20 protein-coding genes are annotated in these 23,171 nt (G+C 73.6%); 10 read left to right on the top strand and 10 right to left on the bottom strand.

Annotated elements, in window-relative coordinates:
- Position 1 precedes the first annotated feature (1 nt).
- Positions 2-2,062 carry a type VI secretion system tip protein TssI/VgrG gene (tssI, locus tag WMF45_RS45890; protein WP_437713127.1) on the top strand — a complete coding sequence of 687 codons (2,061 nt, stop codon included), beginning with the start codon at positions 2-4 and terminating at the stop codon, positions 2,060-2,062.
- An 11-nt stretch (positions 2,063-2,073) separates the two neighbouring features.
- On the opposite strand, the gene WMF45_RS45885 is transcribed toward tssI, so the two are convergent.
- The 5 genes from WMF45_RS45885 to WMF45_RS45865 form a co-directional block, all read right to left on the bottom strand.
- Entirely contained in the window at positions 2,074-2,772 is a 699-nt protein-coding gene (locus tag WMF45_RS45885) for a GbsR/MarR family transcriptional regulator (protein ID WP_012240929.1), read from the bottom strand.
- Positions 2,773-2,873: 101 nt separating this feature from the next.
- Positions 2,874-3,524, bottom strand: a complete 651-nt coding sequence (locus WMF45_RS45880) for a TlpA family protein disulfide reductase (protein ID WP_437713126.1) — start codon at positions 3,522-3,524, stop codon at positions 2,874-2,876.
- 77 nt (positions 3,525-3,601) lie between these two features.
- Complete coding sequence (locus WMF45_RS45875; RefSeq protein ID WP_437713125.1) at positions 3,602-3,853, bottom strand: glutaredoxin family protein; 252 nt, start codon at positions 3,851-3,853, stop codon at positions 3,602-3,604.
- Between the two features lie 35 nt (positions 3,854-3,888).
- Positions 3,889-5,364, bottom strand: coding sequence for a B12-binding domain-containing radical SAM protein (locus WMF45_RS45870; RefSeq protein ID WP_437713124.1), 1,476 nt, complete (start codon positions 5,362-5,364; stop codon positions 3,889-3,891).
- Between the two features lie 98 nt (positions 5,365-5,462).
- On the bottom strand, positions 5,463-8,003 hold the full coding sequence (locus WMF45_RS45865; protein WP_437713123.1) for a DNA internalization-related competence protein ComEC/Rec2: 2,541 nt from the start codon (positions 8,001-8,003) through the stop codon (positions 5,463-5,465).
- Positions 8,004-8,313: 310 nt separating this feature from the next.
- Between WMF45_RS45865 and WMF45_RS45860 the strand changes: the two genes are divergently transcribed.
- The 6 genes from WMF45_RS45860 to WMF45_RS45835 all read left to right on the top strand — a co-directional run bounded on the left by WMF45_RS45860 (position 8,314) and on the right by WMF45_RS45835 (position 14,423).
- Positions 8,314-9,456, top strand: coding sequence for a trypsin-like serine peptidase (locus tag WMF45_RS45860; protein WP_437713122.1), 1,143 nt, complete (start codon positions 8,314-8,316; stop codon positions 9,454-9,456).
- Positions 9,449-10,495 carry an ABC transporter substrate-binding protein gene (locus WMF45_RS45855; protein WP_437713121.1) on the top strand — a complete coding sequence of 349 codons (1,047 nt, stop codon included), beginning with the start codon at positions 9,449-9,451 and terminating at the stop codon, positions 10,493-10,495. The genes WMF45_RS45860 and WMF45_RS45855 overlap by 8 nt, the downstream gene beginning before the upstream one ends.
- The gene (locus WMF45_RS45850) at positions 10,492-11,238 is read left to right on the top strand and encodes a TlyA family RNA methyltransferase (protein WP_437713120.1); all 747 of its coding nucleotides are present in this window, start codon (positions 10,492-10,494) and stop codon (positions 11,236-11,238) included. Before WMF45_RS45855 ends, WMF45_RS45850 begins: the two co-directional genes overlap by 4 nt.
- A gap of 344 nt (positions 11,239-11,582) precedes the next feature.
- Positions 11,583-12,779: an ABC transporter substrate-binding protein gene (locus WMF45_RS45845; protein WP_437713119.1), complete on the top strand. Its 1,197-nt coding sequence runs from the start codon at positions 11,583-11,585 to the stop codon at positions 12,777-12,779.
- A 76-nt stretch (positions 12,780-12,855) separates the two neighbouring features.
- The gene (locus WMF45_RS45840; RefSeq protein WP_437713118.1) at positions 12,856-13,740 is read left to right on the top strand and encodes a branched-chain amino acid ABC transporter permease; all 885 of its coding nucleotides are present in this window, start codon (positions 12,856-12,858) and stop codon (positions 13,738-13,740) included.
- Between the two features lie 116 nt (positions 13,741-13,856).
- Complete coding sequence (locus tag WMF45_RS45835; protein ID WP_437713117.1) at positions 13,857-14,423, top strand: hypothetical protein; 567 nt, start codon at positions 13,857-13,859, stop codon at positions 14,421-14,423.
- Positions 14,424-14,504: 81 nt separating this feature from the next.
- On the opposite strand, the gene WMF45_RS45830 is transcribed toward WMF45_RS45835, so the two are convergent.
- The 5 genes from WMF45_RS45830 to WMF45_RS45810 all read right to left on the bottom strand — a co-directional run bounded on the left by WMF45_RS45830 (position 14,505) and on the right by WMF45_RS45810 (position 19,231).
- Positions 14,505-15,143: a nucleotidyltransferase gene (locus tag WMF45_RS45830; protein WP_437713116.1), complete on the bottom strand. Its 639-nt coding sequence runs from the start codon at positions 15,141-15,143 to the stop codon at positions 14,505-14,507.
- Positions 15,124-15,381: a hypothetical protein gene (locus WMF45_RS45825; protein ID WP_437713115.1), complete on the bottom strand. Its 258-nt coding sequence runs from the start codon at positions 15,379-15,381 to the stop codon at positions 15,124-15,126. Before WMF45_RS45825 ends, WMF45_RS45830 begins: the two co-directional genes overlap by 20 nt.
- 116 nt (positions 15,382-15,497) lie before the next feature.
- Entirely contained in the window at positions 15,498-16,319 is an 822-nt protein-coding gene (sdhB, locus tag WMF45_RS45820) for a succinate dehydrogenase iron-sulfur subunit (RefSeq protein WP_437713114.1), read from the bottom strand.
- Position 16,320: 1 nt separating this feature from the next.
- Positions 16,321-18,354 (bottom strand): succinate dehydrogenase flavoprotein subunit, encoded by a 2,034-nt coding sequence (gene sdhA / locus WMF45_RS45815; protein ID WP_437713113.1) that lies wholly within the window; start codon positions 18,352-18,354, stop codon positions 16,321-16,323.
- Between the two features lie 55 nt (positions 18,355-18,409).
- The gene (locus WMF45_RS45810; protein WP_437528377.1) at positions 18,410-19,231 is read right to left on the bottom strand and encodes a succinate dehydrogenase; all 822 of its coding nucleotides are present in this window, start codon (positions 19,229-19,231) and stop codon (positions 18,410-18,412) included.
- 176 nt (positions 19,232-19,407) lie between these two features.
- Here WMF45_RS45810 and WMF45_RS45805 point away from each other — a divergent pair, with 176 nt between their 5' ends.
- The 3 genes from WMF45_RS45805 (at position 19,408) to tsaE (ending at position 23,167) form a co-directional block, all read left to right on the top strand.
- Positions 19,408-21,363: a hypothetical protein gene (locus tag WMF45_RS45805; RefSeq protein WP_437713112.1), complete on the top strand. Its 1,956-nt coding sequence runs from the start codon at positions 19,408-19,410 to the stop codon at positions 21,361-21,363.
- Between the two features lie 148 nt (positions 21,364-21,511).
- Complete coding sequence (locus WMF45_RS45800; protein ID WP_437713111.1) at positions 21,512-22,651, top strand: hypothetical protein; 1,140 nt, start codon at positions 21,512-21,514, stop codon at positions 22,649-22,651.
- 3 nt (positions 22,652-22,654) lie between these two features.
- Positions 22,655-23,167, top strand: coding sequence for a tRNA (adenosine(37)-N6)-threonylcarbamoyltransferase complex ATPase subunit type 1 TsaE (tsaE, locus tag WMF45_RS45795; protein ID WP_437713110.1), 513 nt, complete (start codon positions 22,655-22,657; stop codon positions 23,165-23,167).
- Positions 23,168-23,171 lie beyond the last annotated feature (4 nt).

Below are 23,171 nucleotides of genomic sequence, written 5' to 3'. Positions count from 1 at the left end.
GATGAACCGAGAGCCGACGGAACCCCTGAGGTGCAGCGAGCCGTCCCCACCCGCCGCGGCCCCGCCGTGCGGTGAGCCCACGGCCGCGACGGCGCACCGCGCGCCCAGCGCCGTGACGATGGCCACGGCGTCCGCCGCCGCGCGCATCCGCGAGGCCCCCGACGCAGGGCCCCCGTGCAGCGAGCCGATCGCGCGCGCGGCGTGCGCTGAGAGCCCGGAGGAGGCGGCCGGGCCGGTGGAGGATGCCCCGCCAGCGCCGTCTCCGGACGATCGAGAGCTCCTCGAGGCGCCGGCGAGAGCGAGCGCCGGAGGGCCTCGCGAGGTGCCGCCATCGCCACCGCGAACGATCCTCGGGGGACCGCGGGAAGCGCCGCCGTCGCCGCCGCGGGCGAGCGCCGGAGGGCCGCGGGAAGCGCCGCCGTTGCGCCCGGGGGCGAGCGCCGGAGGGCCGCGGGAGCTCCCGCCGTCCCAGGGCGGCTCAGGGGCGCCCGATCACCTGCCGTTCCGCGCGCCGGGCGCAGCGGAATCGGCGCCGCGCCCGGCGCGCGCGGCGCCGGTGGAAGCGCTTCAAGAGGCGAAGGCCGCGCTCCGGGACCGGGCACGGCAGGCGCCGATCCTGCGGCTCGACTCCAGCGATTTCTCCTGCGACCTCCTCCGGGTGCGCGGGGCGCACGGCAAAGAGGCCATCGGCCAGCTCTTCTCGTACGACATCGACGTCGTGTGCAGCGACGGCGCCGAGCTCTCGATCGAACAGGTGCTCGGGGCGGCGGCGTCGCTCGTGTTCGAGGTCCAGGGCGCGGACGAGCGGACGATTCACGGCATGATCGCCGAGGTGGAGGACCGGCACGAGACGGAGACCGCTTTCCGCTCCTACCGGCTCCGGCTCGCGCCGCGGGCGTTCCGCGCGACGCTGGTGGAGCTCCAGCAGGTCTTCCTCGACATCAGCGTGCCAGAGCTCATCCAGCACAAGCTCGCGATGGTGGGGCTCGGGCCCGACGACGTGGTGATGCGCCTCTACCGCGATCACCCCCAGCGGGAGATGATCGTCCAGTACAAGGAGACGGATCTGGCCTTCATCTCGCGGCTCGCCGAGCACCTCGGGATCTCGTTCTTCTTCGAGCACGGGTCGGGCCGCGACGTGATGGTGTTCACCGACGAGCCGACGGGCTTCCAGCCGCTGCCGGGGGGCGACGCGGTGGTGTTCCGGCCGCGGGGCGAGCGGCGCGACATGTTCGAGCTCAGGGAGCAGGCCAGGGCCTTCCCCGCGACGTACGTCATGCAGGAGTACAATTACCGGACGCCAAGGCTCGACATGACGGCGGCGCACGAGTCGCCGGCGGGCCTCGGGGGCGGCGTCGTCGAGTACGGCGCTCACCACAAGACGCCGGAGGAGGGCCAGCGGCTGGCGCAGATCCGCGCGGAGGAGCGGGCGTCGTCGAGCCGCTATTTCGAGTGCCAGAGCGACGAGCTCCGGCTGATCCCGGGGGCCGTCTTCGCGCTCGAGGGCCACCCGCGGCTCGACGGCGAGCGGTTCCTGGCCGTCGAGGTCGAGCACCGCGCGGTGCAGCCGGTGGCCGTCGAGGGCGGCGCCGGCGGCGAGCAGGAGTACGTCAACCGCGCGCGCCTGGTGCGCGCCGCGCAGGCCTACCGCCCGCCGCGGACGGCGCCGCGGCCGAAGATCCACGGGGTGGTGACGGCGCTGGTGGAGCCGCTCCCGGACGGCGAGATCGGGGAGGTCTCGCCGATCGACGAGCAGGGGCGCTACCGGGTGCGCTTCCACTTCGACGCGGGGGATGCCGCGTCGCGCGCGTTCCCCTCGCGGCTCGTGCGGATGATCCAGCCGCACGCCGGGCCGAACTACGGGATCCACTTCCCGCTCAAGCCCGGCATCGAGGTGCTGATGGTCTTCGTCGACGGCGACCCCGACCGGCCGATGATCGTGGGCGCCGCGCCCAACCCGATCACGCCGTCCCCGGTGGCGCGGGAGGTGAACCTGATGCACCGGATCGAGACGTCGACCGGCATCCTCATCGAGATGCGCGACTGCCCGCCGCGCGGGTGACGCGGGCCCCGCTACTTCTTGCGCCCCGCTCGGCCGCTCAGGCGGCTGATCGCGTCGCCCGCCGCCCAGGCGACGCGGGCCGCCGCGTTCAGGGAGCGGACCATCGCCTCGGGCACCTGCGCGATGAGCCGCTCCAGATCGACCGGGCCGTCGATCGACGGCAGGAGCTGCTCCATCAGGTCGGCGAACAGGTCGTACTTGCGCGACAGATCGTCGAGCCGCGAGCGCATCGCGTCGGCCTCCGCGCCCTGCGCGTCGCCGAGCAGCGAGAGCGCGCGCCGCGCGAGGGCGCGCTTGTCCTGCACCACGCGGCGCAGGCGGCCGAGGTATGCGCCGACGATCACGTCGGGGTACTTGCCGCGCAGCGCGAACGAGTCGTGCCGCGCGCCCGACTCCCGCCGGCGCTCGATGATCCCGGCCGCCTCGAGGCCGCGCAGGTTGGCGAAGATGTTGCTCTTGGAGCGGCCGAGCTCCTGGCTGAGCTCGTCCATCGAGCGCGGCTCGTCCGCCAGGTAGAGCGCCGCCACGACCTGCCCACCCAGCCGGGTGATGCCGGGGAACGACGCGGCGATCTCGGCGCCGACCCCCTCGAGCAGCGCCTGCCGCGCCGCCGCGACCCGCTCGTCCGAGGCGCTCCCGTCGCCCCCCTCGCCGGTTGCGGGCGGCTGCGGCGGGTGCGCTGTCGGCGACGTCGGCCTCCGGGCGGTCATGATGGGTGACTCACATAACGGTCTTTCGCGGGTGCGCCAAGCGGCCAGCGCGCCCCATTCCCCGTATGCCTGGCCTGATCGCCCCGGCGCGGGAAGTCCGCTCAGGAATCGTCGGTGCAGACGTCGACGGACCCGGCGCGCGGCTTGCTCTTGTAGATATCGGCCGGGCAGCTGCCCCAGCGCGAGACCATCTCGCCCACCTCGATGGCCAGGCTGCTCGACCAGTCCCGCGCGCCGTCGAAGCGGGCCCGGATGATCCCGTTCGGATCGATGATCCACGTCTCCGGGTAGAGCTGCGTGCCGTACTGGTCCATCACGACCTTCGACTCCGGGTCGAAGAGGACCGGGAACGGCGGGTCTCCGTTCAGGGCCACCTTGAGCGCGTCGCGCACGTCGTCCGGCCCCTCGTCGGTCGAGACGGTGAGGACGACGATGTCCTTCCGCGACTGGGCGATCCTGCCGAGCTCCGCGAGCGCCGGCATCTCCTGCAGGCACGGAGCGCAGGTCTTGGTCCAGAAGTTTAGGAAGACCGTCTTGCCCCGGAAGGACGACAGCCGGACGGGCTTGCCGTTCATGTCCGGCAGCTCGAAGTCCGGCGCGAGCCGGTTCCGGCCGGCGTACGCGGGGCGCAGGGCGCAGATGGCCTCACAGCCGGTGGTGCGCTGGTCATTCTGCGCGGCGTGCACGAAGCCGTAGACGGCGACGGCAGCGACGAGGATGAAGGCGAGCTGCGCGATGGTCGTCCACTTCACGGGGGTTCGCATAGCGTAGCGCGGCGCAGGGCGAAAGCGGGCCGAAACGCCCCGCCCCCGCTCGTCGACGCGGTGCTTCACTCCGGGCCGGAGAGCAGCCGCTCGAGCCGCCGCTCGTCGACGCGGTACTTCATGATCTTCCGCCCATCGAGCTCGACCACGGGGACCTCCCAGTCGTACAGCGCTCGCTTCTCCGGGCCGGCCTCCCGGTCGAGGTCGACGACGGCGAGCTCGAAGGGCAGCCGGGCGCGCACGCGCTCGAGCGCGGCGTGGGCCTCCTCGCAGAGGTGGCAGCGCTCGCGCGTGAAGAGGGTCAGCGTCTTCATCATCACGTGGCACCCTCCGGGCCTGGCAGCCGCCCAGCTCACCCCGCCGCGAGCAGCGGCAGGCTTTGCCGGCGCGGCGGCTCCGGCCGCTTGATCTTCTCGAACGCGCGCTCGTAGTCCCGGAACGAGCCGCCCGCGTGCACGGCCTGCAGCACGGCGTGCCCCTCGGCCTCGCCGCCGGCGGCGAGCACCGCCTCGACCCACGCCCAGCGCGCGCTCGTGGCCCGCACGTCCGCGCGGCCCCGCAGCCCGCGGCGGAGCCGGTCGAGTCGCTTGTTCACGACGTCGATCCCGGCGAAGCGCTCGCCGTGGAGCGGCGTGTTCCGCTTCGGGCAAAACGGCGCGATCCCGAGCGCGACCGGCACGATCCGGGACAGCTCCGTGACGAAGGAGACGCACTCGTCGACGTCGGCGTCGGTCTCGCCGGGCACGCCCACCATCAGGTACAGCTTGAGCCGATTCATCCCGTGCTGCCGCGCGAGCTCCGCGGCCCGCTGGAGGTGCCTGGGCCGCGCGCGCCGCTCGAGCGTCTCGCGGACCCGCTCGCTCGTGCCGTCCATCGCCGTCGTGAGCGTCTTGTAGCCCGCGAGCCGCAGCGCGCCGACGAACTCGTCGGTCAGCCGGTCCGGCCGGAGGCTGCTCAGCCCGACCTCGCAGCCCCGCTCGGCGAGCGTCCGGACGACCTCGACGATCTTCGGGTGATCGCTGACCGCGGCGCCGACGAGGCCGACGCGCCTCGCGTCCTCGGGGATGAGCTCGAGGAGGCGCTCCTTCGGGACGATGCGCATGCCGCCGTTGGTCGAGCGGCGCATCACGCAGTAGGTGCACCCGCGCGAGCAGCCCCGCTCCGCCTCGATGAGGAACATGTTCGAGAGCTCGGTCTCCTCGGCGCGGATCGGCGACCAGGCGGGAAGGAGCGCGTTGTCGCACTGCGCGACCGGGGGCATCTCCGCGCCGTGGCGTGCGGGGACGAAGACGTGGGGGAGCGCCGCCAGCGCGTCGAGCGCCGCCTCCCGCGACGAGGCGTCCCGCAGCACGCGGAGCACCTCCACGGCCAAGGTGTCGGCCTCGCCCATGATGATCGCGTCGGCGAACACAGCGAGCGGCAGCGGGTTCGAGAACGTGAGCGGACCGCCCGCGAGGACGAACGGATCGCGAAAGGAGCGCTCCTCCCGGAGCGGCGGTATCCCCGCCAGCTCGAGCAGGCGGACGACCCCGGCGAGCTCGAGCTCGTAGGCCACCGAGAGCGCGATGACAGGGAAATCGGAGATGGGGCGGAGCCCCTCGTACGTGATCGGGGGGCCGTCCGTGCCCTGACCCTCGTCGTCCGGCAGGAAGGCCCGCTCACACGCCATCCCGGGCTCGGCCTGGATGGTCTTGTAGATCTGGAGGAAGCCGAGCGAGCTCATTCCGGCCCGGTACGGCGAGGGGTAAGACAGCGCGACGCGGAAGGGCGCCTGCTTGTCGATACGACCGATCTCGCCCGCCAGGCGGCGGCGGATCGTGGTCGTCATCGCGCTACGAGACATCGACCCAGCGTCGCTCAGGGGACGTCCAGGCGCAAGGATGGGAGGCCAGCTGACAGCCGTCCGGAGCGGGGATTTTTTCCAGCTCACGGCCCACCGTTCTCCGGGACGTGTCCGGCGGCGGTCCTCCCGTCGCGGGGAGCGGGGGCCGGGCGCGGCGGCTCGCCCGGGCGGGACCAGAGGACGCGCTCGCCGTCGGTCTCCCAGGTCAGCGCGCCGCCGCGGTCCGTGCGCGCGATCGCGACGCCGCCGGCCGAGAGGCGGGAGAGCACCTCCGGGCTCGGGTGCCCGAAGCGGTTGCGGACGCCGCAGGAAACGGCGGCGATCGAGGGGTCGACGGCCGCGAGGAGCGCCGCGCCGGTCGACGTCCGGCTGCCGTGGTGCCCCACCTTGAGCAGATCGGCGTGGAGCGCGGCGCCGTAGCGCGCCACGAGCGCGTCCTCGGCCTCGTGCTCCGCGTCGCCCACGAGCAGCGCGGATCGAGCCCCGTAGGTGATGCGCACGACGAACGAGTTGTCGTTGGCACCCCGGTCGGGGTGGAGCTCCGGACACGGCGCGAGCACCTCGATCGTCGCCCCCGAGAGGACCCGCGGCCTGCCGCAGAGCGCGTCGGGCCGCACGATGGGCACGCCGCGCCGGCGCAGGTCCGACAGGAGCTTCCGGTAGACCGGGCCCGCGCCCTCGGCCTCGCCCTGGCCTGTGTCCCAGAGCTCGCCGACCTCGACGCCCTCCACCGTGGCCGGCAGGCCGCCGAAGTGATCGGGGTGCGGGTGCGAGAGGACGACCGCGTCGAGGCGCGCGCGGCGGCGCGACCGCAGGAGCGGCCGGAGCACACGCGCGCCCGTGTCGACGGGGCTGCCAACGAAGCCGCCCGCGTCGACGAGCATCGCGCCGCCCTCGGGGAGGTCGATCAGGATGGCGTCGCCCTGCCCCACGTCGAGGACGTTGACGCGCAGCACGCCGCGCGGGGCGCCCGCGCGCGTGGCGACGCCCTCGAGCAGCAGCCACGCGCCGGCGCCGGCCGCGAGCGCGGCGAGCCGCCGGCCGCGGCGCTCCGCGGCCCACGCGAGCGCGATCGCGCCGGCCAGCGCGGCCAGCTGGGCGGGCGACGGCTCGGGCAGGCGCAGCACCACGCCGGTGTCCGCCGAGGCGCGGGCCACGGCGCGGACCGCGAGCAGCGCGCCCGACCCGACGAGCGCGCACCCGCGCTCGACCGGCGGCGCCCACGAGAGCACGGCGTGCGCGAGGCAGAACGGCAGCGCCGCGAGCTCGCCGATCGGCGCGGCGACCACGTTCGCCGCCACGCCGAGCAGCGGGAACGTCTCCCCGTTCATCAGCAGCAGCGGCGCGCACCCGAACATGGCGGCGAGCGTCGTCGCGAGCGGCGCGAGGACCTTGCGCGCGAGCTCCCGTAGCGGCGACGCGCCCGGCCCGCCCTCGGCGCCGCGCCCGCGCTCGACGCCGCGCTCCCCCTCGCCGGGCACGATCAGCGCGGCGAGCGGCCGCTGCAGCCAGAGCAGCCCGGCGGTGGCGGCCGCGGACAGGCCGAACGAGAGATCCCACGCGACGAGCGGATCCACGGCGGCGGCGCCCGCGAGCGACAGGGCGAAGCAGCGGACGCCCACCGGACGGAGGCCGAGGAGGCGGGCGCCCATCGCGCAGCTGAGCATCGCCGCGGCGCGCATCGCCGAGCCGCCGCCGCCGGCGAAGTCGGCGTACAGCCACGCGGCCGGCACGCACAGCGCCGCGGTGATCCGGCCCGCGTCCCACCGGGCGGCGATCGGCCCGACGCGGACGAGGATCGCGCGGAGCGCCGCGGCGAAGCCCGCCACCGCGAGCACGAGGTGCGTCCCCGAGACCGCGAGCAGGTGCGCGAGGCCGCTCTCGCGGAACGCCTCCTGGTCCTCGGGCGCGAGGTCGGTCTCGCCGAGCACGAGCGCGCGCCCGAGCGCCACCGCGTCGGGGTGGAACGTCGCCTCGATGCGCCCGCGCACGAAGGCCCGCGCGCGGTCGACGGCCGCGCGCACGTCGATCGCGCGCCCCTCCGACGTCCGCCGCGCCTCGATGATCGTCCCGCTCGCGACGATCCCGCTCCGCGCGATCGCGGCGGTCGCGTTCCGGAGCCCCTCGTTCCGGAACAGGTGGATCGGCGCGAGGTCCACGGTGACCTCGAGCCGGTCGCCCCGGGCGAGGTCCAGCGGCGCGCCGTAGAGCCGCGCCCGGAGCGGCCCCGGCAGCGCTCGCCCGCCGCACGTCCCGCCGGAGAGCTCCACGTCGATGCGCGAGGCCGGCGGCTCGTCCTCGCCACGCGCCGCCGCGGAGCGCTGCTGCGCCGCCCCGACCACGACCGGCGAGCCGACGACGGCGCACGTCACCTCGCAGCGCGCCGGCGGCTGCAGCAGCGCCACGGCGCCGTCGTAGGCGGCGCCGGCGTCGTCGAGCAGCGCGCGGGCGCGGAGGCCGCTCACGACGAGCGCCACCCCGGCGGCGGCGAGCGCGGCGCGGCCGGCCCGGCGGCGGAGCGCCGCCGCGGCGAGCGCGGCGCCGAGCGCCGTGGCCAGCGGAGAGAGGGCGAGCGGCGCGCCCGCGGCGAGCGCGAGGCCGAAGAGCAGGACGGGATCGATCACGGCCCCGCCGCCCGCAACACCTGGGCCGCGCGCGTTCCCGCGGAATTTCAGGGGGGAGCGGCCGCCGCGCCCCTGGCGCCGCCATGGCGGCGACGCACCGGACGATCCTGCAAGAGCTCTCCCCCGTGTGGGGAGAGCAACGCGCCGAGTCGGTCATCGCGCGGTCATCGCACATGCCGCGCGTGCACGAACGCAACTTCGCCTCTAGAATCTTTTGCTCCTTGCGGCACCCCGCGGCGCGCGCAGCCATTGCAGTATCTGGAGGCTTTCGATGTCGTTTTGCTTGCCCAGAGTCACCTGGATTCTCGCCATGGGACTCGCTGCGACAGCGTGCAGCTCGGCCCTGGAGGCGCCTCCTGACGAGATCGGTGAGGCGCGGGATGCCATTCAGGACGGATATCTCGACGACGGCGACAGGGCTGTCGTGGGCATCTACAACGACGAGATCGGCGCGATCTGCACCGGCAGCCTGATCGCCCCGAACGTGGTGCTCACGGCCCGTCATTGCGTGTCGGACATGGCGAATGAGCGCGACGGCCAGATCACCTGTCGATCCACGAAGTTCACGGACACGCACCTCGCGGGCCGGATCTTCGTGACGACCGACGCGGAGATCGGCAGGTACGCGCGTTTTTACGCCGGCAGCGAGGTCGTGCTGCTCCCCGGCGAGGGGACGGACGCGTTCTGCGGCAACGATCAGGCGATCCTGATCCTGGACGAGCCGATCCCGGAGAGCGAGGCGGTGCCGCTCGTGCCGCGCGTCGACGTGCCCCTCGTGGAGGGCGAGGAGTACTACGCGGTCGGCTTCGGGGCGACGAACGACGCGAGCACGGGCGCGGGCCTGCGGCGGCGCCGCGACAGGCTGTTCATCGACTGCGTGGCTGACGGCTGCCCGTCGTCCCTGGTGAAGGCGACCGAGTGGGTCGGGGACACCGGCATCTGCGAGGGAGACTCGGGCGGACCCAGCCTCGACCTGATGCACCGCGTGATCGGCGTGACCTCGCGCGGGGCCGAGGGCTGCGAGTATCCGATCTACGGCTACGTGTACCGCTGGGCGGAATGGATTAAAGAGACGACCGTGCGCGCCGCCCGTGCCGGAGGATACAAGGAGCCCCCCTGGGCGACCGGCTACCCCACCGATCCCGCGTACTCGGCGGAGGTCGGCGCGACGTGCGAACAGCCGGAGCAGTGCCCTGCGAACGCATGCCTCGACCACTACTGCACGCGGCCCTGCAACGAGGCCGCGGCGTGCCCCGACGGCTACAGCTGCAACGGCGAGCCCGGCTTCTGCGCGAAGGTCCCCGAGCCTCCCGCAGACGATGCGTCGGGCGGGTCCTGCAGCGCGAGCCCGCGGCCTGATCCGACGCAGCCGGTCCCCTGGGTGCTCGGGGCCGCGAGCCTGGGCGCTCTCGCGAGCCTGCGGCGGCGGCGCACCCGGGAGCGGCTTGGCTGACGAGCGGCGCTCCTCCACGCGGAGCGCCGCCGGCGCGGCGCTCCTGCCGGGCGCCGCGGGGCCTGCGCTCCTGCCAGGCGCGCCGGGCCGCGCGCTCTCGCGGCGGGCCGCGCTCGCCGGGCTCGCGGCGCTCGGGCTCGCGGCGTGCGAGCGCACCGCCCCGGCGCGCGCAGCGGGTGCGCGCGTCGTCTCCCTGTCGCCCAGCACCACGGAGGCGGTCTGCGCGATCGGCGCCGGCGCGACGCTCGTCGGCCGGTCCCGCTACTGCGACCACCCGCCCGAGGTGCTCGGCCTGCCGAGCGTCGGCGGCTACGCCGATCCGAGCATCGAGGCGATCATCGCGCTCTCGCCGACCCTCGTCGTCGGCGCCCGCGGCCCCGCGGGGCCCGCGCTCGACGAGTCGCTGCGCGCGCACGGGATCGCGACGTGTTTCCCCGACACCGAGTCGCTCGCGCAGATCGAGGACATGCTCACGGAGCTCGGGCGGCGGCTCGACGCGTCGCCCGGCGCGGAGCAGGCGATCGGCCGGATCCGCGCCCGGCGCCGCGCGGTCGAGCAGGCCGTCGCCGCGAAAGGCGCCCCGCGCGTCCGCGCCGCCCTGCTGTTCGACACCTCGCCCCTCTTCGTCGCGGGCCCCGGCAGCTTCCCCGATGAGCTCATCCGGCTGGCCGGCGGCGAGAACGTGATCGCCCGCGGCGGCGCCTACCCGTCGATCAGCGTCGAGCAGCTGCTCGCGCTGGATCCCGATGTCCTGCTCGACGGCACGTCCAGCGACGCCGACGCGCAGGGCGCCTCCAGGATGGCGGCGCTCAGGGACGCGCCCGGCTGGAGGTCTCTGCGCGCCGTGCGCGAGGGGCGCCTGCGCCCGCTGAACACCGATGTCGCGCTGCGCCCGGGCCCCCGCATCGGCGACGGCCTCGCTTCCGTCGCGCGGGCGCTCCACGGCGAGGCGCTGGCGCTCTCCGAGGACGCGGGCGTCCCTCCCTCCCCCGGCGGCGCAGGCCTCGCCGCGCCCCTGCCGAGGACGGAGGCGCCATGACCCGCGTGCGCGCCGACGCCCTGCTCGTCGCCCGGAGGCTCGCCGGCTCGCGGACCGAGGCGCAGGCGCTGATCATGGCCGGCAAGGTCACCTCGGGGCCGCGCCGCATCGACAAGCCGGGCACGCTGCTCCCGGAGGACGCCGAGGTCCACGTCGCCTCCGGCCCCCGGTTCGTCTCGCGCGGCGGCGAGAAGCTCGAGCACGCGCTCGAGGCCTTCGCGGCGCACGGCCTCGACGTCGCCGGGAAGACGTGCGTCGACGTGGGCGCCTCGACCGGCGGCTTCACCGACTGCCTGCTCCAGCGCGGCGCGGCGCGTGTCTTCGCCGTCGACGTCGGCTACGGCCAGCTCGCGGCCAAGCTCCGCGCCGATGCGCGCGTCGAGGTGCGCGATCGGGTCAACGCCCGCGAGCTCCAGCGAGAGGACTTCGACGTCCCCATCGATCTCGTCGTCGTCGACGCGTCGTTCATCAGCATCTCCCGCCTCATCGACGCGATCGCCCGCCTGCTCCGCCCCTCGGGTGATCTCGTGGCGCTGATCAAGCCGCAGTTCGAGGCGGGCCGCGAGGCCGCCGCCCGCGGCCGCGGCGTGATCCGCGACGAGGCGACCCGCCTCGCGGCGATCGCCGACGGGCGCCAGGCCATCGAGGCCGCGGGCTTCTCGGTCGTCGGCCAGGTCGACAGCGCGGTGCGAGGGCCGAAGGGGAACGTCGAGCACTTCGTCCACGCACGCCGCACCGGCTAGCCGCCGTTGATCAGCCGCCGCGTTGACCAGCCGCCGTGTCGGCCAGCCGCCATGTGCACCCCGTTGACCAGCCGCCGCATCGGCTAGCCGCCATGCGCACCGCGTTGGCTGGCCGCGGCGCCCGACGCCGCGCGCCACGACGCCGGGCTCGGTCGCCGGAATCCGTGGAAAGTCGAACACTTAAGATGCTCCACGCCGACCACGCAGCGGCCCGACGGTGCTGACGTGCCGCGTAGACAATGGTAGACGCGACGAGTACACGCGCTCTGAGCCGCTCCGTGGGCGGCCATGGCCACCGCGGGCGACCCCACGCGAGGCAGCCCGGCCACAGGGAGGACGACGACATGCTCGGACGACGGGGTTTGGTGAAGATGATCGCCGGGGCGCTCGCGCTCAGCGCGATGACGCTCGGTTGCGACAAGAAGAGTGAGACGCCGGCCGGCAACGCGGCTGAGCACGCCAAGGACGACGCCGAGTGGAAGGTCGGCGCTTACTTCAGCCTCTCGGGGGAGGAGACGGCGTTCGGCGTCGACTCGAAGGAGGGTATCGATCTCGCGATCGACGAGATCAACAAGGCCGGTGGGGTCAAGGGCAAGCCGATCCACGTCCTCTACGAGGACAACAAGTCGAAGCCCGAGGAGGCGACCAACAAGGTCCTGCAGCTCATCGATCGGGATCACGTGCTGGCCCTCCTCGGCGAGGTCGCCTCGTCGCGGTCGCGCGCCGGCGGCATCGTCGCCAACAAGAAGAAGGTGCCGATGATCTCGCCGTCCTCCACGAACCCGGACGTGACGAAGGTCGGCCCGTTCGTGTTCCGCGCCTGCTTCACGGACGACGTGCAGGGCCAGATGGGCGCGCAGTTCATCGTGAACACGCTCGGCAAGAAGAAGGTGGGGCTCTTCTTCGCCTCCGACGACCTCTACTCGTCGGGCCTCGCCAAGGAGTTCCGCGACGAGGTGAAGCGCCTGGGCGGCGAGATCGTCATGGAGAAGAGCTTCCTCAAGAAGGAGACCAACTTCACGACGTACATCAACGAGCTCAAGTCGGCGAACCCCGAGATGATCTACGCGCCGATCTATTACACGAGCATGGCTCCGGTCGCGCGGCAGGCGAAGGCCGCGGGCGTACCAGGGAGCATGTTCGTCGGCAGCGACGGGTGGGACGCGAACGAGCTCCTGCGCGACGCCGCCGAGGAGCTCGACGGCGCGTACTTCACGAACCACTACGCGCCGGACGTCCCCTGGCCCAACTCCCAGGCCTTCGTGCAGAAGTACAAGGACCGGTACAACCGCACGCCGTCGAGCATCGCGGCGCAGGGCTATGACGCGGCCAGGCTGCTGGCCGACGCGATGGGCCGCGCCAAGGCGATGACGCCGGACGACATCCGGGCGGCCATCCAGGACACCAAGGGGTTCCAGGGCGCGACGGGCGTCATCACCATCGATGCCGAGCGCAACGCGGACAAGCCGGTCGTGATCGTCCGGATCAAGGACAAGCAGTTTACCTACTACGCGACGGTCAACGAGAAGGCTGCGAAGTAATAGCGGTCGTTCCCGCGCGCTGGCTCGGACGTGAGGAGCGCGCGGGACGCGCGGAACGTGCGTTAAAGAGGTCTCCATGGAGAAGATCGTGAATGCCCTGATCACAGGGCTCGCCCAGGGGTCGATGATCGCGCTGGTCGCCCTCGGCTACACGATGGTTTACGGCATCCTCAAGCTCATCAACTTCGCTCATAGCGAGATCTTCATGATGGGCGCCTTCGCCGGGCTCTTCGGGATCGCGGCGTTCGGTGGCAGCAGCGCGCCGCTGTTCGCGGGCGTGGCCGGCACCCTCTGCGCGATGGCCTTCGCGGGCGTCCTCGGGGTCGTCGTCGAGAAGGTGGCTTACGCGCCGCTCCGCTCGCGGGGGCGGGGCCTCGCGAACACCCGGATCACGCCGCTGGTCACGGCGCTCGGGATGAGCGTGCTCCTCCAGAACCTGGCGCAGCTCCTCTTCACCGCCCGTTACCGCGGTTATCCGCAGCTCCTGCCGATCGAGCACACGCGGCAGGTGATCTTCGTCACCTCGATCCTCGTGATGATCGGCCTGGAGCTGCTCGTGCGACGCACCTGGACGGGCAAGGCGATGCGCGCGCTCAGCGTGAACGTCGAGGCCGCCCGGCTGATGGGCGTCCGCACGAGCCGCATCATCGCGCTCACCTTCCTCACGGGCTCGATGCTCGCGGCGGTCGGCGCGGTGCTGTACTGCCTCGATCAGTCGCAGGTGTACCCGACGATGGGCGTCGTGATCGGCAACCGCGCGTTCGTGGCGGCGGTCATCGGCGGCATCGGCAACATCACGGGCGCCATGCTCGGGGGCATGTTGATCGGGGTCATCGGAGAGATGACGAAGCTCACGCCCTACTCCGGCTTGCAGGACGTCCTTGTGTTCGCCGTGCTGATCGGGGTGCTCCTTGTGAAGCCGACGGGGCTGCTCGGCACGACCGGTATCGAGAAGGTGTAAGGCCGCCCTGGCCCGCCGCCCCACGCGCCGCGCTTCCATCCATCCTCCAGAACGAGCAGGGCCGCCCTGGCCCGCGCCGGCCCACGCGCCGCGCGTCGTTGCGGTATGCTGGGCGCATGCGACGCCTCGCTCTCGTCGTACCGCTCTCGCTGCTCGCGGCGTGCGCCGCGACGCCCCCCGCCAACTGGGTGCGCGGCGGCGCGCTGCTCGACATCCCCCGCGCGCGCTGGGCGCTCGCCGACCTCACGATCGACGTCATGCCGGACGGCAAGATCCTCGTGAACGGCGAGCACCAGCTCAGCGTCGATCGCGGCGGGCGCCTGTTCGGCCTGGAGGCCGAGCCGGTGGCGCTGCTCGAGCCGGACGGCCGGGTCATGGGCCCGAACGACGATCCGCTGGGCCAGGTCGGCGTGCTGCACGCCTCGCTGCCGCGCCAGGCGAACGCCTGGATCACGGTCGCCGAGGGCGGCGCGGTGATCCGCTACGCCGAGGACGGCGAGCGGGAGTCGCTCGGCGCCTGGATGGGGTGCGAGGCGACGGCGCGGGCGCACCAGGCCTGCACGCTGATCACGCACGTCCTCGGGATGCGCATGGACAAGCTGGCACGGCCGCGCGCGCCGGACGCGCTGCAGATGGGGCTCGGGAACGGACTCGGGCTCGGGACGGGGTCGCTGTTTCCTTAGATCTCATCGCCGCTCTGGTTTCGCTCCAGCGGGCATGTCCCTCGCCAGCACCGCTGGGCCGCGCGAGGACACGCACTGCGCTCAGCGTCTCCTTGGCTGCCGTCTCTTCTTCGCGCCGCTCCGACCTGGCGATGGTCGCTCGGTCCCCTCCCCAGCACCCTGGACGCGCGCCACGGCGCGGGCGAGCTCCCGAAGCAGATCGTTGCGATCTAGCGCCTCTTCCAGCATGCGCAGCGTGCTCCGGACGAGATCGAGCTTCAGCTCCTTGCGAGCTGCAACGATCGCGACCACGTCCTCGACGTCCTTCGGTCGGCCAGCGAGGATCTTCATCACGATCATATCCTCGGCACAGGCGACGGGAACGCGGATGCCGTCGATGTCATGCGGCTGTGCGCGCTGCAGGAATAGCTCTTCAAGGCCCGGCCCAGCGAGGACGATATCCGCGGCGATGCCCGTCGCGAGGTGGAGTACGGGGAGCACGCGCGTCCGATGCGTGAACCCAATGTCCTCGACCCGCATCTGGAAACCAGCCGCCGAGAGCGCCTTGGCCAGGACGTCGGGGTCCCTCCCCTGGAGGTCCACGGTGACATCGACGTCGGCAGTGAGCCTCGCCGCGCCGTGAAGCAGCGCCGCTTGCGCTCCGAACAGGTACCACCCCGCGCTGAGCTGAGAGAAGACGTCAGCGAGCGCCCCGAGGAGCTCAACGAACGGCGAATGCACCTGCCGCCTGTTCGAGAAGACGTTTCAACTCGACGTGATGGGCAAGATCCTCGGCGCGCTCCCGCTCTGTAGGGAAATCGGGACGCACGCGTCGCGCGTGCTCGTACAGCGCATGGCCAGCCTGGAGCGTCGCCTGGAAGCCATGCTCGCGGTACGTGCGACTCCAGTGGTCGAGCTTGCGCTGCTCGACCTCCGCTCGACTCCGCTCGGCGAAAGCTCGGATATGCGCGGGATCCATCCTGGGCCCAGTATAGCCGAGCGCTGCGCCGGGAGCCGCCGCTGGTGCCGCAAGTGCGCCGCCGGAGGCCGTCCCGGGCGCCCAGGGCACACCGGCCGGTCGACGTGCGGGCCTCGCTACTTCAGCAGCCAGCCGAACAGCATGCGCTTCGTCGTGTCGCGGGAGACGGCCGCGAGCGAGTCGACGAGCGGGATCTCCTTCGGGCACACCTCGACGCAGTTCTGCGACTTGCCGCAATCGGTGATCCCACCCTCGCTCATCACCGACTCGAGGCGCTCGCCCTCGTGCATCGCCCCCGAAGGGTGCATGTTGTAGAGCCGCACCAGGTTGATGGCGAAGGCGCCGACGAACTTCGTCCCGTCGCTGTACTGCGGGCACGCCTCGACGCAGCAGCCGCACGTCATGCAGCGGGAGAGCGGATATCGCTCCTGCTGCCGCTCCGGCGACTCGCGCGGGCCCGGGCCGAGCTCGTGCGTGCCGTCGATGTCAATCCACGCCCGCACGCGCTTCATGTCCTCGAACATCCGGCTCCGGTCGACGAGCAGGTCGCGCACGAGCGGGAACTTGGACATCGGCTCGAGCGTGATCACCTCGCCCTTCGGCGCGAGCTGGTCGATGAGCGCCGAGCAGGCCTGTCGGACCCGACCGTTGATCACCATCGTGCACGAGCCGCACACCTCCTCCAGACACACCGCCTCCCAGACGACAGGAGCCACCTCCTTGCCGTCCACGGTCCGCGGATCCTTCTGGATCTGCTGCAGCGCGCTGATCACGTTCATCTGCGGCAGGTAGGGGACCTTGAACTCCTCCCAGCGCCGCGACTCCGTCCGATCCACGGTGTCCTGCCGCCGCACGCGCAGGTGCACAAGCCGGCCCTCGCCCTTCGGCTGCGCCGGCGCCGCCACCCCGTTCGCCTCGTCTCCGCTCGCCTTGGCCATCCTACACGCTCTTCTGCGACAGCTTCCCTGTCGCTTGCGCGCTCGCCGCGCTCGCCGCGCTCGCCGCGCCCGCCTGCTCGTACTTGCGCTCCCGCGGCGTCACGAGCGACGTGTCCACCGCGTCCGTCACGTGGATCGACTGGCCGGCGCACGCGTAGTCGAACTCGCGGACGAACTTCACCGCGCCCTTCTCCTCGTGGCGCGCCAGCGTCGTGCGCATCCACGCGGCGTCGTTCCGCGCCGGGAACTCCGGCTTGTAGTGCGCCCCGCGCGACTCGTCGCGGTTCCTCGCGCCCTGCGCGATGACCCGCGCGAGCACCAGCATGTTCTCGAGGTGGCGCACGAACTGCGCCCCCTGGTTCACCCGCGGGGCCGTGTCGGTGCACTTGATCCGCTCCGCACGCTCCTCGAGCTCGCCGAGCTTCTCGAGCACCCGGTCGAGCGTGGCGTTGTCGCGCTCGATCGTGCAGTCGCGCAGCATCGTCTCGCCGAGCTCCTGGTGCAGCCGGTACGCGTTCTCCGGCTGCTTCGCGTCCTGGTTCTGCGTCAGGATGCGCTGGTAGCTCGACTCCGCGCGCTTCTCGGCCTTGTCGAAGATCGAGCGCGGCAGGTCGAGCGCGCTCCGCCTGATGCTCCGCTGATAGGTCGCCACCGCCGGCCCGCACACCATGCCGGCGTAGATGCACGAGAGCAGCGAGTTGGCGCCGAGCCGGTTGGCCCCGTGGTACTGGTAGTCCACCTCGCCCACCGCGTAGAGGCCCGGGATGCTCGTCGCGTGGTTGCGCGGCGACCCGGCCTTGAGCGAGCCCCGCGCGTCCGCCTCGTAGTCGACCCACAGGCCGCCCATCGAATAATGGACCGCCGGGAAGACCTTCATCGGGTTCTTGTACGGGTCGGTGCCGGCGAACTTCTCGTAGATCTCGAGGATGCCCGCGAGCTTCGACCGGAGGAACTTCTCGTCCTTGTGGGTCAGGTCGAGGTAGACCTCGTTCTCGTTCCGGCCCGTCGCGGGGCTCCAGATGCCGCGCCCCTCGTGGAAGCACGTCTTGAAGATCGCGCGCGCGGCGATGTCGCGGGGGACGAGGTTGCCGTAGCCGGGGTACATCCGCTCGAGCAGGTAGTCGCGCTCCTTCTCGGGGATGTCCCGCGGGCTCCGCGCGTCGGTCTTGTCCTTCGGCACCCAGACGCGGCCGCCCTCGCCGCGCGCGCTCTCCGAGATGAGCCGCAGCTTGTCGGCGCCAGGGATCGCCGTCGGGTGCACCTGGATGAACTCGCCGTTCGCGTACACCGCGCCCTGCTGGTAGACCGCCGACGCCGCCGTCCCCGTGCAGATGACGCTCAGCGTGGAGCGGCCGAAGACGATGCCGCAGCCGCCCGTCGCGAGCACGACCGCGTCGCCCGTGAAGGCGCGGATCTGCATCGATTTCAGGTCCTGCGCGACGCAGCCCACGCACGTGCCGGAGTCGTCGAGGATCGCCTCGAGGAAGTCCCAGAACTCGAACTTCCGGACCATCTTCTCGCCCGGGATCGCCACGCCGTGCTCGTCGGTCACGTCGGCGAGCTCGAACCGCCGCACCTGCTCGTCGAGCGCGTAGAGCAGCTGCTGCCCCGTCGTCGCGCCCGCGAACGCCGTGCGGTGGTAGAGCGTGCCGCCGAAGCGGCGGAAGTCGAGCAGGCCCTCCGGCGTCCGGTTGAACGGCACGCCCATGCGATCGAGCATGTTGACGATGCCCGGCGCGGCCTCGGCCATCCCCTTGACCGGCGGCTGGTTCGCGAGGAAATCGCCGCCGTACGCCGTCTCCTCGAGGTGCACCTGGGGGCTGTCGCCCTCGCCCTTCGTGTTCACCGAGGCGTTGATGCCGCCCTGCGCGCACACCGAGTGCGAGCGCTTCACCGGCACGAGGGAGATCAGGTCGACAGGGACCTTCGCCTCGCACAGCTTGATCACCGTCATCAGGCCGGCGAGCCCGCCCCCGACGACGATCACGCGCCGAACCTTCCCCCCCTCGCTCCTCGTCGTGCTCTTCGCGGCCATGTTCGATCCCGATGCTCCCGCGCCGCTCCCCGGAAGGGCGCGGCCGATACGATGGTCAGTGCGAGGCCGGCGCGCCCACGCCGGCGCCGGCGCCGGCGCCGACAGCCGCGCGCGCGGGGGCGCCGGTGGAACCGGTCGACGACGACGCGATGTCCGCGCAGGTGCGGCCCCCCTCCGCGGACGGGCCCGGCGTCCCGGGGAACGGCGCGCCGGTGGCGAAATAGATCACCGTGTTGGCGCCGAACAGGAAGACCACGAGGCCCACGGCGCCGAAGACCACCGCGGCCATCCGCTGCGCGCGGCGCGAGACGGTGATCCCCCACGAGAAGCAGAAGCCCCAGAGGCCGTTGGCGAAGTGGAACACGCTCGCCGCGATGCCGAAGAGGTAGACGAGCGCGATCACCGGGACGCCGCCGACGGTCGACGCCATGTCGGCGCACAGCCGCGGGTAGAACTCCTCGGGCGCCATCCGGCCCAGCCACTTCTGGGCCCAGTACGACCAGAGGTGGAAGCCGATGAACGCGAAGGCGAGCACCCCCGTGACCCGCTGCAGCGTGTACATCCAGTTGCGCGAGAACGTGTAGCTGCCGACGTTCGGCTTGCCCTCGAGCACCAGCTTGACCCCGTAGAGGGCGTGGAACGCGAGCGGCAGCACGACGAGCCCGATCTCGAGCACGGGCAGGTACGGCATGTGCGAGATCTCGCCGACGGCCGCGTCGAACCGCTCCTGCCCCTGGAGCGCCTTCGCGTTCGTCCAGAAGTGGAAGAGCAGGAAACCGCCCACGGGGAGGGCGCCGGTGAGAGAATGCAGCTTGCGCAGGAGAAAGGACCGGCGGCTCTCGTGAAAGAGCGATCTCGCGGGGGTTGCCTCGGACACGCTGACCTCGATGGAAGGCGGGCGCGGCGGGTGTATGGGATGCCCCGGGTGACGTCAAGGTGAACGCAGTCAACAGTTCCGGCCGGTTTTCCGCTGCCTTTGGCGCGTCGAGCGGCGGCGGGGCGGCTCACCCGCGCCGATGCGCCGCCCGGCGACGTCGGCCACGTCACGCCCGCGTGGCCGCGATCGCGGCCGCGGCCCTGCTCGCGCTCGCCGCCGCGGCCGCCGGCGCCGGCTGCGGCGCGCAGGACGGCGGAGCGCCGGTGAGCCCGGCGCTGGCCGGGTCGCCCGCGGCCCAGGCCGAGCTGCGCCCCCTCCTCTCGCGCTTCGCGAACGGCGCGCACGCGGAGCGCATCGCGCTCGAGCCGGAGCTCCTCGCCTTCCGGGGGCGCCACGCCTCCGACGACCTCGCGCGCGTCGCGACCGTCCACCTCGCGTGGATCGCCCTGGAGCGCGGGGACCTGCGCCGCGCCGAGGCGCTCGCGGCCGAGGTCGAGGCGGCGGGGCGGAGCGCGGTCGGCGATCTCGCGCGCGTGATCCGCGGCGCGGCGCTCCGGCGAGCCGGCAAGCCGAGGCCGGCCTTCGGGGTGCTGCGCCCGCTGGTGAGCAAGATGATCGACCCGTACGTGCGCGCGCTCCTCAACGAGGAGGTCACCGCCGCCGCGATGGAGGCGGGCGCGTGGACGCAGGCGATCGAGCTGATGAGCGTCTGGCTGCGCGAGGCGGACGACGACCGGCGCGCCGCCGTCCGGGCGCAGATCGGGGCGCAGCTGCGCGAGGTGCCGATCGATCACCTCGTCTGGGCGCTCCGCGCCGGGCGGGCGACCGGAGAGGTCGTGAGCCCGGAGGTCGACCTGCGCTCGCTTGTCGCCGAGCGCCTGGCGATCGTCGCCCGCGAGCGCCGCGACGTGGCGCTCGCGAAGGAGCTGCTCGATCGGGCCGACGCGGCGCTCGGCACCCAGCGCGACGCGATCTTCGAGCTCGCGGCCGGCGCGGGGGCCGCGCGCGTCGAGCCGCCCACGGTCGGCCTGCTGCTGTCGACACGCACGGCCGCGTCGCGTCGCCGGGGCGTCGAGATCGCCGCCGGCGTGGCGCACGGGCTCGGGCTGCTCCGTCCGGGCTCCGACGCGCGGCTCGTGAGCCGCGACGACGGCGGCGAGGGCAGCGTGGACGAGGCGCTGAACAGCCTCACCGCCGAGGGTGCCGCGGTGCTCATCGCCGGCTCCGATCGGGAGCAGGCGACCGAGGCGGCAAAGTTCGCGCGGACGCACGCGATCCCGGTGCTGCTCGTCCACCCGCCGGAGCCGGCGGCGCTGGACGGCGCGTTCGTCTTCGTCGTGGGCGAGGAGCCCGCGAGGAGCATCGAGGTGCTCGCCGCCGCGCTCGCGGAGCGGGGCGCGAAGCCGGTGGCGCTCGTGGGCGGCGACGCCGATGTCCGGAAGGACGCGGAGGCCGCGCCGCCGGGCGCTACCGGGGCCGCGACGGCGGGCGCCGCCGGGGCCGCGACGGCGGGCGCCACCGGGGCCGCGACGGCGGGCGCCGCCGGGGCCGCGTCGCTGTCCGAGCATGGCATCGCGCTCGCGCTCCCCTGCGACGGGACCTTCGACGCACGCGCTCTCCGGCCGCCGGCCATCCGCGGAATGGTCCTCGCCGGCGACGCGCGCTGCGCGGACCAGGCGCTCCGCGCCGCTCCCCGCTCGGTGACCATCGCGCTCGCCTTCGAGACGGCCATCGCGCCGCCGCCGGGATCGCTCGTCGCGACGGCGGGGCTCTTCCCGCTCCTCGCGGCGCCCTCCGGCGCGCAGCCTCCGCCGGGCGCGGGCGATCCCAGGGCGGCGTCTGCCTCGGGCGCGGCGGCCGCGCTCGCGGCGTGGCTCGCCACCCATCCGTCGCCGCCGAGCTTCTGGGCGGCGCTCGGGCGCGACGCCGGCGTGCTCGCCTGGGCCGGCGTGCAGCGGCTGCCGAAGACGGGCACCGAGGACCCGGCGGAGGTGAAGGCGCGGCGCCTCGCCGCGGCGAGCGCCATGAGCACCGCGACGGCGGAGCTCTGGACGACGGCGGCGGGCGGCTTCGGCGGGCGGCGCGTGCTGCCGCGGGTGATCGGCTACCGCGAGAGCGGGAAGGCGCGATGAGCGGGGCGAAAGCGCGGTGAATGACGCGGCTCACGTGGCCGGCGCCCGGCCAGCGCAGCGCACGACGGGCGAGGCCGCGCGTGGAGACCGTGCCGGCGCGTCGCCCCGGGGCTGCTCCGGCCTGCCGGCGGGCGTACCATGGCGCCGCATGATCCGCCGAGCCCTCTCCTGTACCGCCGCCGCCGCGCTCCTGGCGATCGCCCCTGCCGCGCTCGCCGATCGGGTGGCGCTCCTGCCGGCGCGAGGGGGCACCGATGAGGCCGCCCGGAGCGCCGCCCAGGCCGAGGTCGCGCGCGGGCTCGCCGCCCTCGGCCACACCGCGGCGCCGGACGGCGCGGTGGCGGCCGCGCTCAAGGACGTCGCCGACGGCGTCGCCGACAGCGCGGACGAGTACCGCGTGGTGGGCGCGCGGACGGGCGCGGACTGGGTCCTGACCGGCACCGTCGATCCCGCGGTCACGACCACCCGGATCGAGCTCACCGCGTACCTCGCCTCGACGGGCCGGGTCGAGTCGGTCGCCAGGGAGGTCGACCGGGATCGATCGGCCCAGCAGACGCAGGAGATGCTGGCGGTCCTGCTCCGCCCGGAGGGCGTCGGCGCCGGCGAGCTCCCCTGGGAGCGCGCCGCGCGCTCCGCTCCGGCGAGCGCGCCCCCGCCTCCGTCCGCGGGAGGGGCGATCGTGCTGCCCCCGGTGCCCGCGCCGCCGCCCGCGCCGCCCGCGAAGGAGGTGCTGATGGCGTATCCCCTCGGGCAGGAGCGCGTCTGGCCGGCGTACTCGGGCGGGCGCCGGGTCGCCCTGTCCGCGTCGCTCGGGCTGGCCGTCGCGGCGGCGCGCCTCCCGGGCGCGAGCGGCAGCGCGGCCTCGCTGGTCGGGGAGGCGCGCGTGGCCTATGCGCCCGGCGACCGCGGCCTCGAGCTGTTCGCCGGCGGCGGCGGCAACCTGGCCGGCCCCTTCGCCGGCTGGATCGAGGGCGGCGCGCGCCTGCTGCTGACGCCGAGCCTGACGCCGCACGACGGGGCCTGGCGCGCGTTCCCGCTCCACCTCGGGCCGTCGCTCCGCGCGGGCGCGTTCTTCAGGTCCAACCCCGGCGCCGTGGGCCCCGATCTCACGACCTACCACGGTGATCTCGAGGTCCACCCCGTGCTCGGGGCGTCGCTCGACGTCGCGCTCGCGCTGAGCCCCTCGGTGCAGCTCGAGGCCCAGCTCGGCAACCTCCGGTGGGTTCCCACGGGGGGCGGCTCCCTGTTGCTGGTCGGCGCGACGCTCGGCGCCGGGGCCCGGTTCTGACGCATGCGCATCGAGCTGCCGAGCCGCCGCAGCACCATCCGCCTGGCACGGGCGCTCGCCGCGCGCCTCGCGGGCGGCGATCTGGTCGTCCTCGCCGGCGATCTCGGCGCCGGGAAGACGTTCTTCGCCCGGGCCCTCTGCCGGGCGCTCGGCGTCCCGCCGGCGCTCCCGATCACAAGCCCGACGTTCACGCTGGTCCACGAGCACGAGGGCCGGGTCCCCATCGCGCACGCCGACGCCTACCGCCTCGGGGGCGCGTCCTCCGCGGAGGGCGCGCGCGACGGCGCGGCCGCGGAGCTCGCCCAGCTCGGCCTGCGCGAGCGCCGCGCGGAGGGTGCGCTCGTCGTCGTGGAGTGGGGCGAGCCGTTCGTGGAGGCGCTCGGGGGCGACGCGCTCCTGATCCACCTCGCCGCCCCCGAGGACCCGGCCGCGCCCGGCCGCGCCGCCGAGATCAGGGCGACCGGCACGCGGAGCGGCGAGGTGCTCGCCGCGCTGGAGGGAGATCGACTTCTGTAGGCTC

The organism is Sorangium sp. So ce448 (assembly GCF_051520915.1).
GTDB lineage: Bacteria > Myxococcota_A > Polyangia > Polyangiales > Polyangiaceae > Sorangium > Sorangium cellulosum_B.
The sequence above is the reverse complement of the archived record's forward strand: the minus strand, read 5'-3'. Positions and strand labels throughout refer to the sequence as shown.